Annotated in this window: 16 protein-coding genes; 3 read left to right on the forward strand and 13 right to left on the reverse strand. The window is 62.6% G+C overall.

Going from position 1 to position 16,879, the window contains the following annotated elements; genetic code table 11:
* Positions 1-658: 658 nt before the first annotated feature.
* On the reverse strand, positions 659-2,236 hold the full coding sequence (locus ACH79_RS05070; protein WP_161850033.1) for a L,D-transpeptidase: 1,578 nt from the start codon (positions 2,234-2,236) through the stop codon (positions 659-661).
* A gap of 370 nt (positions 2,237-2,606) precedes the next feature.
* Between ACH79_RS05070 and ACH79_RS05075 the strand changes: the two genes are divergently transcribed.
* Positions 2,607-3,626, forward strand: coding sequence for an N-acetylmuramoyl-L-alanine amidase (locus ACH79_RS05075; RefSeq protein WP_371419367.1), 1,020 nt, complete (start codon positions 2,607-2,609; stop codon positions 3,624-3,626).
* A 41-nt stretch (positions 3,627-3,667) separates the two neighbouring features.
* Here the strand turns inward: ACH79_RS05075 and ACH79_RS05080 are convergent, their stop codons facing one another.
* The 4 genes from ACH79_RS05080 to argH form a co-directional block, all read right to left on the reverse strand.
* Positions 3,668-4,789 (reverse strand): hypothetical protein, encoded by a 1,122-nt coding sequence (locus ACH79_RS05080; RefSeq protein ID WP_161850034.1) that lies wholly within the window; start codon positions 4,787-4,789, stop codon positions 3,668-3,670.
* A 163-nt stretch (positions 4,790-4,952) separates the two neighbouring features.
* Positions 4,953-6,218 carry a diaminopimelate decarboxylase gene (gene lysA, locus ACH79_RS05085; protein ID WP_161850035.1) on the reverse strand — a complete coding sequence of 422 codons (1,266 nt, stop codon included), beginning with the start codon at positions 6,216-6,218 and terminating at the stop codon, positions 4,953-4,955.
* 7 nt (positions 6,219-6,225) lie between these two features.
* The gene (locus ACH79_RS05090; protein WP_161850036.1) at positions 6,226-6,492 is read right to left on the reverse strand and encodes a lipoprotein; all 267 of its coding nucleotides are present in this window, start codon (positions 6,490-6,492) and stop codon (positions 6,226-6,228) included.
* Positions 6,493-6,599: 107 nt separating this feature from the next.
* Positions 6,600-7,991: an argininosuccinate lyase gene (gene argH, locus ACH79_RS05095; protein WP_161850037.1), complete on the reverse strand. Its 1,392-nt coding sequence runs from the start codon at positions 7,989-7,991 to the stop codon at positions 6,600-6,602.
* A gap of 136 nt (positions 7,992-8,127) precedes the next feature.
* Between argH and ACH79_RS05100 the strand changes: the two genes are divergently transcribed.
* Positions 8,128-8,799, forward strand: a complete 672-nt coding sequence (locus tag ACH79_RS05100; RefSeq protein WP_371419368.1) for a TlpA disulfide reductase family protein — start codon at positions 8,128-8,130, stop codon at positions 8,797-8,799.
* A 148-nt stretch (positions 8,800-8,947) separates the two neighbouring features.
* Here the strand turns inward: ACH79_RS05100 and ACH79_RS05105 are convergent, their stop codons facing one another.
* The 7 genes from ACH79_RS05105 to ACH79_RS05135 all read right to left on the reverse strand — a co-directional run bounded on the left by ACH79_RS05105 (position 8,948) and on the right by ACH79_RS05135 (position 14,602).
* Complete coding sequence (locus ACH79_RS05105; RefSeq protein ID WP_161850038.1) at positions 8,948-9,136, reverse strand: putative motility protein; 189 nt, start codon at positions 9,134-9,136, stop codon at positions 8,948-8,950.
* Positions 9,137-9,599: 463 nt separating this feature from the next.
* The gene (locus ACH79_RS05110; protein ID WP_161849768.1) at positions 9,600-10,628 is read right to left on the reverse strand and encodes an IS110 family transposase; all 1,029 of its coding nucleotides are present in this window, start codon (positions 10,626-10,628) and stop codon (positions 9,600-9,602) included.
* A 197-nt stretch (positions 10,629-10,825) separates the two neighbouring features.
* Positions 10,826-11,707 carry a 3-hydroxybutyryl-CoA dehydrogenase gene (locus tag ACH79_RS05115; protein ID WP_161856223.1) on the reverse strand — a complete coding sequence of 294 codons (882 nt, stop codon included), beginning with the start codon at positions 11,705-11,707 and terminating at the stop codon, positions 10,826-10,828.
* A 287-nt stretch (positions 11,708-11,994) separates the two neighbouring features.
* The gene (locus ACH79_RS05120) at positions 11,995-12,939 is read right to left on the reverse strand and encodes an electron transfer flavoprotein subunit alpha/FixB family protein (RefSeq protein ID WP_161850039.1); all 945 of its coding nucleotides are present in this window, start codon (positions 12,937-12,939) and stop codon (positions 11,995-11,997) included.
* Positions 12,939-13,688, reverse strand: coding sequence for an electron transfer flavoprotein subunit beta/FixA family protein (locus tag ACH79_RS05125; protein WP_057858706.1), 750 nt, complete (start codon positions 13,686-13,688; stop codon positions 12,939-12,941). The genes ACH79_RS05120 and ACH79_RS05125 overlap by 1 nt, the downstream gene beginning before the upstream one ends.
* Before the next feature lie 124 nt (positions 13,689-13,812).
* Positions 13,813-14,385, reverse strand: a complete 573-nt coding sequence (locus ACH79_RS05130; RefSeq protein WP_161850040.1) for a cob(I)yrinic acid a,c-diamide adenosyltransferase — start codon at positions 14,383-14,385, stop codon at positions 13,813-13,815.
* Positions 14,386-14,407: 22 nt separating this feature from the next.
* Positions 14,408-14,602 (reverse strand): twin transmembrane helix small protein, encoded by a 195-nt coding sequence (locus tag ACH79_RS05135; RefSeq protein ID WP_161850041.1) that lies wholly within the window; start codon positions 14,600-14,602, stop codon positions 14,408-14,410.
* 180 nt (positions 14,603-14,782) lie between these two features.
* On the opposite strand from ACH79_RS05135, the gene ACH79_RS05140 reads away from it, so the two are divergent.
* Positions 14,783-15,643 carry a YihY/virulence factor BrkB family protein gene (locus ACH79_RS05140; protein ID WP_371419445.1) on the forward strand — a complete coding sequence of 287 codons (861 nt, stop codon included), beginning with the start codon at positions 14,783-14,785 and terminating at the stop codon, positions 15,641-15,643.
* On the opposite strand, the gene ACH79_RS05145 is transcribed toward ACH79_RS05140, so the two are convergent.
* Positions 15,567-16,820 carry an ATP-binding protein gene (locus tag ACH79_RS05145; protein ID WP_161850043.1) on the reverse strand — a complete coding sequence of 418 codons (1,254 nt, stop codon included), beginning with the start codon at positions 16,818-16,820 and terminating at the stop codon, positions 15,567-15,569. The two genes, ACH79_RS05140 and ACH79_RS05145, sit on opposite strands and share 77 nt — an antisense overlap.
* Positions 16,821-16,879: the final 59 nt, after the last annotated feature.

Below are 16,879 nucleotides of genomic sequence, written 5' to 3' on the forward strand. Positions count from 1 at the left end.
ATCGTCCTCCACACCGGAACCGTGAAGGCCGATTTGAGTGGAGCCCGCGGCGTATTGGAGGGAGCTACTTTGAGCGTCAAGCGGTTCTGCAGAACGGCTCGCGCCGTGCATTGAGCACTGGCTTCGCTCGCGAGCATGACGATGCATGCGGTGGAGAGCATCGCAATCAAAGCACTGCCACTTCGTCTCCGCATCGACCGATGCGGTATGGCGCGGTAACCGCTTTCCTTGCCAGCAGTTCGGTCCATAGCGACCTACTTGCGAATGGAATTGCGTGCCAATGCAATCCGGCAACTGCTTAGTACGATCCGCCCGTTCAGAGCGGGTAAGCCTGCCATTCAAAATTGGCGTCCGGTCTCACTACCCGCGTTTTCGAACGACCGGGTTAAGACCAGCGCGCCGCTTTCAAAGCCACCGCGGAACCGACGCGATATCGGATCAAAGGATATTGCGGTGGCGCTCTGCGGTATGTGAATTGGCTTACATCGCTCAAAACGTTTCCGTGAGGAGAAGCGGACCAGGGCACCGGGATGTTCGATTTCCGCCAATGACCGAAGCGGACTTGTGGCTGTCCTGATTGACGTCCGCTGTTTGGGATAGTGCAGACCGGGGTCAATGCCCCTGAGCTGCTATGCGGCCTGACTTGGCGTACCGCGTCTCACCACCGGCCCGGTTGCATCGGATAGCCCGGTTGCATCGGATAGTCTTGTTGCGCCGGATAGCCCCGTTGCGCCGGATAATAGGATTGTCCCCCGCGCTGACGCGAATTGCTGGTTTGGGGTGGGGAATTCCAGGGCTGAAAAAAGAAGCCACCGCCTTCGCCGCCCCAGGTGCTGCTGTCCGCGATGTCGACGGCGGGCGAAGGCCGGCGCGTAATGAAGCCGCCCTGGGGCTGGTCGCTCAGCACTGCGACGAACTCGGTGCGATAGTTGGTCTCGCGGCTCAGCGGCTCGTCCGAGACGACGATCGAGGACCGTGGCAATGCGGTCGGCGCGACGCGATCGAGCACATCCTGCGGGATGCTGATGCGGTCGAGTGCACTCCTGGCGTCGTCCCCGTTGTCGATCGTGACCGCGCTCCAGCGCAGGCCCGCGTCGTTGCGCGCCATCGCCGTGAACACATGCGTGCCGATCCTCCGTCCGGGGTCGCGGATTACGACTGGAACCTCTATGGACGTATCGAACACCTCGCCGCCCCCGTCCGGCGCCGGCTTGTGCGTGTTGCGCCGCACGTACAGCTTCTGCGTCGCGCGGCTGATGTAGATCGAGACGGGCTCGAGCGCGAGCTTCGCCTCGCTCGCCGCTTTGACGGCTTCGGCCTTCCGGGTCTCGGCCGCTTTGGCGGCGGTCTTGGCGACGACGGCGTCGGGCTTCGAACTCGCATCAGCCTTGGCTGTGTCGAGCTGCTTTGCTGCTTCCTCGGCCTTGAGGGCGGCCTTCTGCTTGCGGTCCTCGGCCTGCGCCCTGGCCTGGTCGGTCTTTGCGGCGGCGAGCATCTTGTCGGCGAATGCGAGCTCGGCTTCCGCGTTCCTCTTGAGCCCTTCCAGTTTGCGCAGCGATGCCGCGAGGGCTGCACTCTCGCGCGCCGCTGTCGCGGCGGCCTTCTTCGCCTCGTCGGCCGTCTTGACGGCCTCTGCAGCCTCGCGGGCCAGCGTCTCGGCACGCGACGGAGCAGCCGCGACGGCGTCGGCTTTCGGCATCAACAGCGCCGGATGGGAAATCTCGACCGGAGCCGCGTCGTTCGGCGAGATGATCACCCGCATCCCGATCCGCGTCCTGTCGAACAGCTTCTCCGCAAAGCCAAAAGGCATGCGAATGCAGCCGTGTGAGGCGGCATACCCGGGCAACGGCCCGCCGTGAAGCGCGATACCGTTCCAGGTGATGCGCTGCATGTTCGGCATCTCGGCATCGTCGTAAAGAGATGAGCGGTGGTCCTTGTTCTTCTCGACGATGGCGAAGATGCCGGCAGGCGTCTCCCGTCCCGTGGTGCCGGTCGACACCGGTGCGCGCGCGATCCAGCCGTCGGCGTCGTAGAAAGTGACGTGCTGGGTCTTGATCGACACGATTGCCATGATCGGCTCGCCTGCATCGCGCGGCGCCGTTGCCTCGACAGGTGGCGCGGGGCGCGCCCTTTGCGCCACGGCGGAGGCGGGCAGCGTCGCAAGCAGGGCCATCGCCGCGAGCCCCCAACGCCGCATCGTCAAGGTGGACTGCGCCATCGCCAATCGACTTGCCATGCCATGCCCCGGTTGAAATGCCTGTTCGCGCTTCTGTCGCATAAAGTGTCAGATCGTGATTCTTGAATCTACCAACCGCCGCCGGCACCACTCACGCCGCCAATCGTCGCAGGGAACTATCGGTGCGCCCCCGGGGGAAATCTTTGCCGAGCAGGAAGAAAGGCGGCTCACGACTGGAATTGCCACAAACCTGACATGAGGATAGGGAGCATTTGCGTCGGTTATTGGGAACGAAACGGACGCGCGCCAAAGACAAAAACAGACATCCGGCAGGCATCGCGTCGTGTTCCGTACTGACCCGGAATGGACATCACCGCCCCTCTTCCGGCATTGCGGCATCTGATGCTATGATGCCTTCAGGGGAGCGAGCATGAAGCGCCGCGAGTTCATTTGTGATCTCGGCAGTATCGCTTGGGGATTTTGGCCCGGCCGCCGCACGGTCATCGCGGCAATGGCTGCAGTGGTGCTGCTGCCGATCGACGCCGGCAACGCCGGCTGGCTGTCGGATCTCTTCAAAGGCTCTCCAAAGCAAGGCAAATCGTCAAGACAAGCCAAGCCGGCGAAGCACGTCGCTTCGCCCAAGTCAGCCGCTTTGGCGAAGCGTACAGCCTCGTCAAAGCGCCACACTGTAAAGCTTGCCGCGCTGGGTCCGGTCCAATTGCCCGCTGCCGCTTTGAAACCGGTCACGACGCGTTGCGAACCCGCAAAGTTCCGGATCGTGCTGGATGTGGGACATACCGCCGAATCGGAAGGCGCGATCAGCGCTCGCAACGTCTCCGAATTTGTCTTCAACCTGCGCCTTGCGAAGCAGATCGAGCAGAAGTTGAAGGCCGAAGGCTTTGCCGAGACCAGATTGCTTCTGACCGAGGGCAAGGCCAGGCGCAGCCTCTTCAAACGCGTCGCCACCGCCAACGATCTGCGCGCAGACCTCCTCCTGTCGATCCACCATGACTCCGTGCCCAACAAATTCCTCGAGGATTGGGAATTCGAGGGAAAGAAGAGCCGTTTCAGCGACCGCTTTAGCGGATATTCCGTCTTCGTCTCCCGCAACAATCCGGACTTCAAGACGAGCCTCTCGTTCGCCGAACTGATCGGCAAAGAAATGAAGGCTCAGGGCCTCGAATATGCCAGGCAATATTCCGAGCCGATCATGGGCCGGCACCAGCGTCCGCTGCTGAACAGGGAAACCGGCGTGTATCGCTACGATGAGCTCATCGTACTGAGAAAGACCCGGATGGCTGCCGCCCTGCTGGAGGCGGGCTCGATTATCAACCGGGACGAAGAACTCATGATGAGCTCACCTGAACGCCGGAACATCATCAGCAGCGGCGTCACAGCGGCGGTGAAGGAATTCTGCGAGCCTCGATGGGGAATCCTCGGCCCACTCTGATGGCGCGGTGGCGGCCTGCATCTCCTTCCGGCTCACCGCCTTCACCTCTTTGACTGCTTCTTGATCTCGTCGAACTTGGAAAGCGCTCGTTCAAATTTTTCGTTGAAGAGCCACATCGCATCCAGAATCTCGCGGAAGGTTGCAGATGTCTTGGCCCTGTCGGCTTGTCCAAAGGTGAGCATGCTGTTGTTCCGCAGATATCCCATGATCCTAGGGTCGGAAATCCGGTAGTCGACCAGGTTGCGTGAGCGGAGTGCCGACTTGGTCGGGCTGGGAATGATCTGGATGAGTTCAAACAGCTTCATCTGATCGATCGGGTCCGGCAGCGTTTTCACGATCGCCGGCACCTGCGGAAAAATATCCGCGTGCGCGTTCATGAGGGCATCCCGTACGGCGGTCCAGTGGTTGTACCGACGATCCAGATTGCCGGCCCGCGCCTCTTCCTTGTCGTCGCGCGCGTTCAGTGCGGGATCAAAGGCGGCTATCGACTTCTTTATCGCTGCCCATTTCCTCTGCCCGTTTTGATCTTCGGATATGCCTGATTGCAGACTGCCCTTGTATTTGTTCGAGCGCGCATTCCCGATGTTCTGGTTGCCGTTTGTCTCGGCGAAGAACAGCCCCAGGCTGATGCGGCCTGCGGCTTCGGCATTGGCCGCATCAAGGCCCCTGGCTCGCGCAATGGCCGTGCCCAGATCGACAACGTCCTTGAATGGCGTATCCGAGTTTTGCGCGCTGACGGGCGGCGCCTGCATGATGTCGAAGAGTTTTCTGTACTCATCGAGCAGCGGTTCATTGTCGGCGCTGAAATACGCCGGAGGGATTCCGTATTTGTTGGGCCCGCCTATTCTGGACGGAAGCGCGTCGGTGAGGTCCTTGTACGCGCTCATCATGTTGTTGCGTGCAAGGTAGAGCGCCTGTCCCGGCAAGTTGGGCAACGGCTGGTTCGAATTGATCTGCGCGCGCCGCTGGCGCAGGATCTGCTCAAATTGGCTGCGTGAATTGTTGTATGTGTTGAGCGCATCCAACTGCTTTTTCGTGAGTGCGGCCGGCTCACCCATGGCAGGCGATATGAAGCCGAGATCGCAGATGGCAGCCGACGGCGTGAAGGAGAGTCCGAGAGCAAGAGCCGCCGCGGGCGCCGCAGCAAGGTGCTTTATCCCCATGGCGATTTCCCATGCCCAAGTTTCATCGATACGACTCATTGTTCGTAAGCAGCGAACGCGCAGCTTGGCGACAAGTGCGTAGGATGTGTGGAGCGCAGCGATACCGATCGATTACAGATCGCGAAGATGATGGGTATCGCTTCGCTCCACCCATCCTACAAGCTCACAGCCAGGGTGCCGGCTTGTCCATCGCGATCAATTCGTCGACCTCGATGCGCGGGCGGACCACGGCGTACTGGTCGTCCTTGACCAGGACTTCCGGCACCAGGGCACGCGTGTTGTAGAAGCCGGACTGCACCGCGCCGTAGGCGCCGGCGGTCATGATCGCCAGCAGATCACCGGCCTTCGGCTCGGGCATGTTACGATCGAGCGCGAGGTAGTCGCCGGTTTCGCAGACCGGCCCGACTACGTCGGCCGTGATCGTTCGCGCGCCCTTCCCCGCCTCGCGAACGGGAAGGATGTCGTGATGGGCTTCGTATAGCGTCGGGCGGATCAGATCGTTCATCGCGGCATCGATGATGACGAAGTTCTTGGCCTCGCCCGGCTTCACATATATCACCCGCGAGACGAGGATGCCGGCATTGCCGACGATCATGCGCCCCGGCTCGAACATCAGCGTGCAGCCGAGGTTGTGCGTCACCCGCTTGACCATCGCGGCATAGGCGGATGGCAAGGGCGGGGCTTCGCGGTCGGCGTGATAGGGAATGCCGAGCCCGCCGCCGAAATCGATATGCTCGATCTTGTGGCCGTCGGCGCGCAGCGTCTGCACGAAATCGGAGAGGATCCGGAACGCGGTTTCCATCTTGCTGAGATCGGTGATCTGGCTGCCGATATGCATGTCGGTGCCGGTCACCTCGATCCCCGGCAGCTTCGCCGCGCGGGCATAGACCTCGCGGGCGCGTTCGATCGGAATGCCGAACTTGTTCTCGGACTTGCCGGTGGCGATCTTGGCGTGGGTGCCGGCATCGACGTCAGGATTGACCCGCAAGGAAATCCGCGCGGTCTTTCCGGCTTCGACCGCGAGCCTCGACAGCAATTCCAGTTCGGGCTCGGATTCGACGTTGATGCAGAGAATGTCGGCAGCGAGCGCTGCGCGCAACTCGGCCTCGGTCTTGCCGACGCCGGAAAACAGAATCTTGTTCGGCGGAATCCCCGCCGCCAGCGCCCGCTTCAATTCGCCGCCGGAGACGACGTCGGCGCCAGCGCCGAGCTTGGCCAGCGTGCGCAGCACCGACTGGTTGGAATTCGCCTTCATGGCGTAGCAGACCAGCGTCTTCTCGCCTGCAAAAGCCTCGGTAAAGACGCGGTAATGGCGCTCCAGCGTCGCCGTCGAATAGCAATAGAACGGCGTGCCGACGGTTTCAGCCAGTTCGGACAGGTTGACGGCCTCGGCGTGCAGCACGCCGTTGCGATAGTCAAAATGGTTCATGGCGTGCTCAGTCCAGCAGCGGATCGAGAACGAATTTCTTCTTGCCGCCCTTGGGGGCGCTGGGGCCGGCGTCGGTTCCGTAGGTCGAATTGAACACGCCGGGCTGCGCCGCGCGCTCGGCCTCGGTATCGGACGTCGCCTGAGCCTGCGGCGCCGCCGCGGTCGGCGGCAGGTCGAGCCCGCCCTTGCGGCCGCAGCCTCCGAGCGCGAGCGCGGTCACGCTCAACAGGATGATGGCCCATCCCGACGATGACGGGCGGTAGTTACTGATCACGACGAAATCCCCAATGCGCGCCGCACCATACAAAGATTGCCATGGTCTGGCGAGTGCCGATCGGCCACTGACAACCATGAAATTGCAGCGAAATTTTCTCTTCAAGCCTATTTTCGCTCTTTTTCCAGCCGTTTCAGCCAGGCTTTGGCCTGCGAAACCACGTTCTTCGGCGCGGTGCCGCCATAACTGGTCCGGCTCTTCACGGATGCCTCCACCGACAGCACGCGCAGGGCATCGGCGGTAATCTTCGGCTCGACCTCTTGCATCGCCTGCAGCGGCAGTTCGTGCAGCGCCACGCCCTGCGTGGACGCCAGGCCGACGATTCGTCCGGTGACATGATGGGCGTCGCGGAACGGCATCTTCAGCGTTCGCACCAGCCAATCGGCGAGGTCGGTGGCGGTGGCGTAGCCCTCGCCGGCGGCGGCCTTCATCCTGTTCTCGTCGGGCACGAGGTCGAGGACCATGCCGGTCATGGCGCGAATCGCCAGCGAGAGCGCGGAAAACGCCTCCATCGCGCCCTGCTTGTCCTCCTGCATGTCCTTTTGATAGGCGAGCGGCAGGCCCTTCATCACGATCAGGAGAGCATTCAACGCGCCAATCACCCGGCCGGTCTTGGCGCGCACCAGTTCGGCCGCGTCCGGATTGCGCTTCTGCGGCATGATCGAGGAGCCGGTGGTGAACTTGTCGGAGAGCCGCACCAGGCCGACCAGCGGCGAGGTCCAGATCACGATCTCCTCGGCAAAGCGTGACATGTGCACGGCGGCGATCGACGCTGCAGAGAGCGTTTCGAGCACGAAATCGCGATCCGAGACGGCGTCGAGCGAATTGGCCATGGGACGATCGAAGCCGAGCGCTTTTGCGGTCGCGGCGCGATCGATCGGGAACGAGGTTCCCGCCAGCGCAGCAGCGCCGAGCGGTGATTCGTTCAGCCGCCTGCGCGCATCGGCAAAGCGGCCGCGGTCGCGCGCAGCCATCTCGACATAGGCCAGCAGATGATGCCCGAAGGTCACGGGCTGGGCGGTCTGCAAATGGGTGAAGCCCGGCATTACGGTCGCGGCATGTTCCAGCGCGCGGGACGCCAGCGCGTGCTGGAAGGCGGCCAGCGCCGCGTCGGTCTCATCGATCGTGTCGCGGACATAGAGACGGAAATCGGTCGCGACCTGGTCGTTGCGCGAGCGCGCGGTGTGCAGCCGGCCCGCAGCGGGCCCGATCAGTTCGGACAGCCGGCTCTCGACATTCATATGGATGTCTTCGAGCGCACGCTTGAAGTCGAAGCCGCCCTTGGCGATCTCTGACAAAATCGTGTCTAGACCCTTGCCGATATTTTTCGCATCACCCGCAGTGATAATGCCTTGCGCGGCCAGCATGGCGGCATGGGCCTTGGACGCGGCGATGTCCTGGGCATAGAGGTGACGGTCGACGTCGATCGAGACGTTGATTTCCTCCATGATCGCATCGGGACGCTCGGTGAACCGGCCGCCCCACATCTTGTTGCTCATGACTTCCCGTGCCTTGCCATCTATATCGTCGAGCGTTCGGCGAAACGCCGGGCCGGTTTCGGCCGTAACTCGACCGTAATGCCGATCGTATTCTTGGGCCCTGCATAGCCGTAACTGATACAGGATGACAAACGATATGCCCGAAATGCCCCCGCCCCGCCCGGCAAAGACGCGCCGGATTCCGATCGCCATCGGCGCGGTAGTGGCTGCGGGCGTGGTCGGAATCGGCCTGTTTTACGGGCTCGGCGGCCTCAAGCGCGGCGGCGATCCCACCTGCACGGGGGCGGTCGAACTGGCCCGCAAGATCGCGCCGCTGGCGCATGGTGAGGTAGCCGCGCTGACCATGGCGACGACCCCGCTGCGGCTTCCCGACCTCGCCTTCGACGACGCCGAGGGCAAGCCGAGGAAGCTGTCGGAATGGCGCGGCAAGACCGTGCTGGTGAACCTGTGGGCCACCTGGTGTGTGCCTTGCCGCAAGGAAATGCCGGCGCTGGAGAGCCTGCAGACCACGCTCGGCGGCAAGGATTTCGAGGTGGTCGCCATCAACATCGACACCCGCGACCCCGAGAAGCCGAAAAATTTCCTGAAAGAGGCCAATCTGACCCGGCTCGGCTATTTCGCTGACCAGAAAGCCAAGGTTTTTCAGGATCTTAAGAATATAGGCAAGGCGCTGGGCATGCCGACTTCAGTGCTGATAGACGCCCAGGGCTGCGAAATCGCGACCCTGGCCGGCCCCGCCGAATGGGCCAGCGAGGATGCGATCAAGCTGATCAAGGCTGCGATGCAGCCAATGAAGGCGGGGTCATAGTCGTCAACTCTCATTGTGGAGGCGCGAAGCGCCGTCTCCGGACGATGCTTTGCATCGCCGGGAGAACCACGCGGCCCTGCTGGCGTCATTCAGCCTTCGATGCCGGTTACGCGGCTCCTCAGGATGAGGCCAGACAGGGTTTTGGAATTCAGGCCGTAATATTGAGGTTGCCGCCGACGCCGGGGGCGAGATTGGCCGTCGAGGGGATGCCGAGCAGCGTATGGACCGCCGCTTTCTCCGCATCCGCGTTCTGCTTGATGATCGAGGTCTGGATCTGCTGCTGCGTACCCGCCGCCTGCATGCTGAGCATGCTCGAAACCATAGCCATCATATCCATAACGCAGCACTCCAGGAACGTGAGGGCACCCTACCCCGGCACCGGTTAACGAATTCTGGAGATCGAAGAAAAGTTGGCAGGCGCGCGAAATGCACATCCCGTAACACGCGCCGCGTGTCGTGAATTTGTAGGCTGGGCAAAGCGAGGCGTGCCCGCCATTTCTAGCGATATATTTGGAGGCGTGGTGGGCACGCTTCGCTTTGCCCACCCTTCTGTAACGGGCCTCGATTAGTCAATCCCTTTGCGTTGTCCGCCCGCCGGGGTCTCGCTTCTGTACGGGGTCGGCGCAGGGCCGCCACCTGATGGGGTTGGAAGAGGATAGGTCGACCAATCTACGTTGTGCGTGCTCACGAGGGCGACCTGGTGGGCAACGGCCTGACCTGATCCATCGTCCCGGCGAAGGGACTTCGCTTCGAGAAGGCCTGGTGTTGTGACCCGCCCGAAAACTGTTGTGTCTCTCCTGTTAGGCTGCGGCAGCAGCGGCGTTAAAGGGTGTTCCGTCGGCGAGCATGCGATGCATGATCACCGCGAGCCGGCGCGCCAGCGCCACTTTGGCTTTGTTCGTGCCGGCGCGCCGTTTGATCCGCATGGCCCAGCTCTTCAATTGCGAACAGCCTTTGACCGGCTTGGTCAGCATGACGTTGGCGGCTTCGTAAAGCACCGTGCGCACCGAAGCATCACCGATCTTGCTGATCCGGCCGGTGTAGTCGGTCTCGCCGGATTGATGCTTCTTCGGGGTCAACCCGAAATGGGCTCCTGCCTGCTTCGACGATTTGAACCGGGCTGGATCGTCGATCGCGCTGGCATAGGTTAGCGCCACGATTGGGCCGACCGCCGGGACTGACGTCAGCAGCCGTGCTTGCATGTCGGATCGCACCATCCTGCGGATCTGCTTCTCGAAGGCTGCGAACTCGGCCCGCAGCACTGTTCGCACCGCTAGCAGCGCCTTGGCGATCGTTTGCAGGTGCGGGTGGCCCGCCACGAGCTCCTCGATCCGTCCCGCGAACGTCTGCCCGGTCGTCTTGCCAACCTTCAGGCCAAAACCGCGCAGGATCCCGCGCAGACTGTTCTCCACGTCGTGAAGCTTCGATTGCACCAGCTTGCGCGCCGTCAGCAGCGATCGGGTCTCTTGCGCACTCATCGATTTGCAATGCACTGGCCGGAACCAGCCCAGCCGCATCAGTTGCGCGATGCCGCGGGCATCGTTGCGATCCGACTTGACCGGCATCGCCTCGAACGCCTTCCGCACGTGCCGCGTCTCCAGCAGTTCCACGGCAAGGCCGGCTATCTTCATGGCCGCAAACAGCCATTGCGACAATGGTCCGGCCTCCAGCCCGATCCGCTCCAGGCCGAAGCCCAGCGAACCGAACCAGGCGATTAGGGCTTGCGGCTCGCTCGCCACCTTGGCCTCGCGCACGATCTTGCCATTGGCGTCGACAACGCACACGCTCGAGCATTCCAATGACACGTCGATTCCGGCATAATGCTCCATGGTCGTCTCTCCTTGATGCTTGGAGCGAGGCTCATCCCTCTGACTCCGTAACACCATCAATGTGAGGGACGACCGCCCGCCTTCCAGGCAGGTCGCGCGAAGCGCGCCACCCAACACCGCCGTAGCAAGCGCGGCTTGCCTGGAGGGTGGACCGGGGCCCGTTACCCCATCTACGACTACGGATTCGCAATGACGCTTTAGCGCGTCGGGACCGGCTTGTCGCCGCGATAATCGTAGAAGCCGCGCTGGGTTTTGCGGCCGAGCCAACCGGCCTCAACGTATTTCACCAGCAGCGGGCACGGCCGGTACTTCGAATCCGCCAGCCCCTCGTGCAACACCTGCATGATCGACAGACAGGTATCGAGGCCGATGAAATCGGCCAGTTCCAGCGGGCCCATCGGATGATGCGCGCCGAGCTTCATGGCCGCATCGATCGCCTCGACGTTTCCGACGCCCTCATAGAGCGTGTAGATCGCCTCGTTGATCATCGGCAGCAGGATGCGGTTGACGATGAAGGCCGGGAAATCCTCCGATACCGCGACCTGCTTGCCGACGTTGGCGACAAATTCCTTGGCGGTGTCGAAGGTATTGTCGTCGGTGGCGATGCCGCGGATCAGTTCGACCAGTTCCATCGCCGGCACCGGATTCATGAAATGAATGCCGATGAATTTTTCCGGACGATCGGTCGAGGCGGCGAGCCGCGTGATCGAGATCGACGAGGAGTTGGTAGCGACGATCGCTTCCGGCTTCAGCACCGCGCAGAGCTCGTGAAAGATCTTGCGCTTGACCTCTTCCTTTTCGACCGCGGTCTCGATCACGAGGTCGCAGTCCGCCAAACCATCCAGCGTTTCGGTGGAGGTGATCCGCGCGAGCGCTTTTTTGCGCGCGTCCTCGGTGATGTGCTGCTTGGCAACCTGGCGCGACAGATGGCCGTTGATGGTCGCCATCGCCGATTTCAGCCGTTCGTCGGAGACGTCGTTGAGCACTACGTCGAAGCCGGCGAGCGCCGCCACATGCGCGATCCCGTTGCCCATCTGGCCCGAACCGATCACGCCGACCTTCTTGATTGTCACCGCCATCTTGTCATCCACCGGAACGGCGCGCACATCGCGCCTGTTCATCTCCAAACCTCAATTACGATATCATCAGACCCGAGGTTTCAGTCCCACCATTGGCACGTATTCGTCACGCGAAGCTTAATCTACTTCGCCCGCAACCGCTTAAGGTAAATATCGGCCGGACGTTGCGCGTCCGGCCGATTGGGATGACGTTTCCTGAACCGTCATCCCGATCTATCTTTCTGTTTGAGCATGATCTTTTCGGAAGACCGGTTTCCACTTCCGGATCATGCTCTGGCCGCTTTTGCTTACTTCCCGAGCTTGCCGAGCGCCTCGGTCAGCTCAGGAACCGCCTGATAGAGGTCCGCGACCAGGCCATAATCGGCAACCTGGAAGATCGGCGCGTCTTCATCCTTGTTGATCGCAACGATCACCTTGGAATCTTTCATGCCGGCGAGATGCTGGATCGCGCCGGAAATGCCGATTGCGACATAGAGTTCCGGGGCGACCACCTTGCCGGTCTGGCCGACCTGCCAGTCGTTGGGTGCATAGCCAGCGTCGACCGCGGCGCGCGAGGCGCCGACGCCGGCGCCGAGCTTGTCGGCGAGCGGTTCGATATATTTGGCAAAGTTCTCGCGGCTCTGCATGGCGCGTCCGCCGGAAACGATGATCTTGGCCGAGGTCAGTTCGGGACGATCGCTCTTGGCGACCTCCTCGCCAACGAAGCTGGAAAGGCCCGGATCGGCCGCGGCTGCGGCGTTCTCGACCGGCGCGCTGCCGCCGTCGCCGGCCGCGGCAAAGGTCGAGGTCCGCACCGTGATGACCTTCTTGGCGTCCTTGGACTTCACCGTCTGGATCGCGTTGCCGGCATAGATCGGCCGCTCGAAGGTGTCAGGCGAAACCACCTTGATGATCTCCGACACCTGCATCACGTCGAGCAGCGCGGCGACGCGCGGCATCACGTTCTTGAAGCGCGAGGTCGCGGGCGCGACAAACGCATCATAGGACGGCGCCAGCGACACGATCAGCGCGGCCAGCGGTTCGGCCAGGTCATGGGCATAGGCGGCGTTGTCGGCCAGCAGCACCTTCTTGACGCCGGCGAGCTCGGACGCGGCATCGGCCGCGGCCTTGGCGTTTTCGCCGGCGACCAGCACATGCACGTCGGCGCCAAGCGCGGCGGCTGCCGTCAGCGTCTTGTTGGTGGCGTCCTTGATCGACGCATTGTCGTGTTCGGCAATCAGCAGCGTCGTCATCAGAGAACCCCGGCTTCGGTCTTGAGTTTGGATACGAGCTCAGCGACGTCCTTGACCTTGACGCCTCCCTTGCGGCCGGGCGGTTCCGCCGTCTTCAGCACTTCCAGATGCGGCGTGAGATCGACGCCGTAATCGGACGCGTTCTTGTCGTCGATCGGCTTCTTCTTCGCCTTCATGATGTTGGGCAGCGACGCATAGCGCGGCTCGTTCAGGCGAAGGTCGGTGGTGACGATCGCCGGCCCCTTCAGCTGCACGGTCTGCAGGCCGCCGTCGACTTCGCGCGTCACCTTGAAGTCACTGCCTTCGACTTCGAGCTTGGAGGCAAACGTTGCCTGCGACCAGCCCAGCAGCGCGGCCAGCATCTGGCCGGTCTGGTTGGAATCGTCGTCGATCGCCTGCTTGCCGAGAATGATGAGACCGGGCTTCTCCGCGTCGGCCACCGCCTTGAGAATCTTCGCGACCGCGAGCGGCTCGACGTTGCCTTCGGCCTTGACCAAGATGCCGCGGTCGGCGCCCATCGCCAGACCGGTCCGGATCGTCTCCGAGGCCTGCGCCGGGCCGATCGACACCACCACCACTTCGGTCGCCTTGCCGGCTTCCTTCAGGCGCAGCGCTTCCTCGACGGCGATTTCGTCGAACGGATTCATCGACATCTTGACGTTGGCCAGTTCCACGCCCGTTCCGTCGCTCTTGACGCGGACCTTGACGTTGTAATCGACCACCCGCTTTACCGGCACAAGAACCTTCATCGATCCTCTTTCGCTTCAATTCTGGGGTTTATTAGCTTGTATTAGCTTGGGCGCGGAACCTAAAGGTCCCGCTATCAGCGGTCAACGCGCGAAAGGCAAAAATCGGCCCCGGATCAGGCCTACCTTAACGGTTCTGACCCGGCACCCACAACACGTCTCCGGCCCCATTATCGTTCATGGCACGGCTGGCGACGAACAGGAAATCCGACAGTCGGTTCATATATTGAATGGCAGCCGCGCTGACCGGCTCCTCGGGATTGGCGGCGAGTTCCACCATGATCCGTTCCGCCCTGCGGCATATGGTGCGGGCGAGATGCAGGTATGCCGCAGCGGGGGTACCGCCGGGCAGGACGAACGAGGTCAGGGGCGCGAGATGTTCATTCAGCCCATCGATGTCGCGCTCGAGCCGCTCGACCTGGCTCGCCAGCATCCTCAAGCGCTCGGCCTTGCCGTCGCGCTGGGGCACCGCGAGGTCGGCCCCGAGATCGAACAGGTCGTTCTGGATCCGGCCCAGCATCGCATCGAGTTCGCGGGCCTCGCCAAGATGCAGCCGCACCACGCCGATGGCAGCGTTGGTTTCATCCACGGTGCCGTAGGCATTAATGCGCAGATCATATTTCGGCCGGCGTTCGCCGCTGCCGAGCGCGGTGGTGCCGTCATCGCCGGTCTTGGTATAGATGCGGTTGAGCACGACCATCGGCCTGTCCCTTACCTTGTCTTTATCTGCCCATCGCCCAGACCACGACCATGGTGATGACGATGGCGACGAACTGCAGCAACACACGAAGCCGCATCAGATTCTGCGAACGGCTCGGCGAGCCGCCCCGCATCATGTTGATGAGGCCGAGCAGCAGCACGATAGCCACGGCCGCAACCGCGATGGGGAGGACGATCGAACTCAGAAAGGATGTCATTGGCGCTACATAACACCGCGAAGCGCCGACTTCCACACGTCCAAAACCACTCGCACAGCCGCTCGACGATCTGGCCTTTAGTCCAGTATTGTCAGATGGTAGCCCAAGTTTTGGGACCGCGTCGCCGCATCCTGATCGAGGTGAGATGTGAGGTTCATTCGCTACGTCTACCTCGTCGTGATGGAGGCGTTTTATACGTTCCTTGCCGATGACGGCTGGGCGATCGCAAGCCACATCGCGCTTTCGAGCTTGATGGCACTATTTCCGTTCCTGATCGTGCTGACGTCACTGGCCGGCTTTTTCGGCTCCAAGGAACTCGCCGACGGAGCCGTGGCACTGTTGCTGCAAACCTGGCCGCAGCAGGTCGCGGACGCGCTGTCAGCCGAAATCCACGACGTGCTGACCACGACGCGCGGCGGCATCCTGACCGTCGGCGTGGTGCTGGCGGTCTACTTCGCCTCCAACGGCGTCGAGGCGCTGCGGGTGGCGCTGAACCGCGCTTATTCGGTGGTCGAGCCGCGGGCGTGGTACTGGCTGCGGCTGGAATCGATCGGCTACACGCTAGTCGCCGCCATCACGTCGCTGTTGATGGCGTTCCTGATCGTGCTCGGCCCGCTGATCCTGGAGACGGCCCGACGCCACATTCCGTTCTTCATCGAGAGCAACGAAAGCTTCCTGTTTTTCGCCCGCTACGGCATCACGATCACGGCGATGACCGTGGCGCTGATCGTGCTGCATGCCTGGCTACCCTGCGGCCGGCGAAGCTTTCTGCAGATCCTTCCCGGTATCGTGTTTACGATGGTGGCCTCGCTGATCTCGGGCATCGTGTTCGGCCAGTATCTGGCGCGCTTCGCCAGCAACTACGTGACGATGTATGCGGGGCTTGCCTCGGTCATCATCGCGCTGGTGTTTCTGTATTTCATTTCGGCGATTTTCGTCTTTGGCGGCGAACTGAATGCGGCGATCATGAAGTCGCAATTGCCGAAGGGGATGTCGCTTCATGCAGCGCAGTCGCCAAGGCGCGCGGAGACACAGGCTTGACCAGAAAGATGTCGGCGCCGGCGGCGCGCGACGCCGCCTCGTCCTCGCCGCGGCCGGATATGCCGATGATCGGAATGCGCCCGAGCGGCGCAGAGAGTGCGCGAATGCGCCTGATCGCCTCGACGCCGTCGATGCCCGGCAGAACCATGTCCATGAGCACCGCATCGAATGCGCCTTGCGCGAGGCGCTCGGGCGCCGCCTCACCCTGGCCGATGAACTCGGCCTGGTGACCGAGTTCGGTGAGGATCGAATTGAGCACGACGCGGCCGAACGGATTGTCTTCGACGCTGAGCAGGCGCAGCGGCCGCGGCGAATCGATCGGTGCCTCACCGTTGGGGCCGGACGCCGCCGCCATGGTGTCCTCCGCGGATGACATCACGACATTGAGGGTAAAGGTGGTGCCGCCGCCGCGCCGTTGCGTCACCGTGACGTCGCCGCCCATGGCGCGCGCCAGTTGCCTGACCGACGACAAGCCTAGCCCGGCGCCGCCGAAACGCGATGCGATCGAGACATTGGCCTGCGAAAACGGCCGGAACAGTCGTTTGATTTCGCTCAGCGTGAGGCCGATCCCGCTGTCGGAGACCGCGAACGAAACCGCGACCCGGCCTTTTGAGGCGCGCACGGGCGTGACCTGGAGCGCGACACTGCCCTGTTCGGTGAATTTCACGGCATTGTCGATCAGGTTTTCCACCGCGGCGCGCAGGCGGACGGAATCGCCGATCGCAAATCCCGGGAGTTCTTCGGAAATGACCACCGACGACTGAAGGCCTTTCGCCGCCGCGCGCCCAGTCAGCGAATCGCCGGCATTGCGGGCGAGCGTGCGCAGGTCGAAGAAGTCCTGCCGCACCGTGAGCCCGGGACCGCCGCTGCGTGCGGCGTCGACAAACAGGGTCGCAAGGCTCGCCAGATGTTCGGCACCCGCCTTGATGGTGTCGACCCAGCGCCGTTCGCGCTCATCGAGTTCCGATGTCGCCAGGAGATTGCTGATCGCCAGAATGCCCGTGAGCGGCGTGCGGACTTCGTGGGCAAACGCCGCCAGCGCGGCCTCGACCATGCCAGGGGCGGTGGACTTGCGCGTCGCGCGCGTCTTTGCAGCGGCGCTGGATCCGCGTTTTTTCTTCGCGCGCCGCTTCTTGATTGTCCCCGTGGTGCCTGGTGAGCGCCGCTTTGCCGCCATGATCCCCCTTCCTCTGCCGCGACCAGCATGGCATGCGAGCGAGGGAAAAGTCACGGAGA

It is taken from the genome of Bradyrhizobium sp. CCBAU 051011, assembly GCF_009930815.1.
Lineage (GTDB): Bacteria > Pseudomonadota > Alphaproteobacteria > Rhizobiales > Xanthobacteraceae > Bradyrhizobium.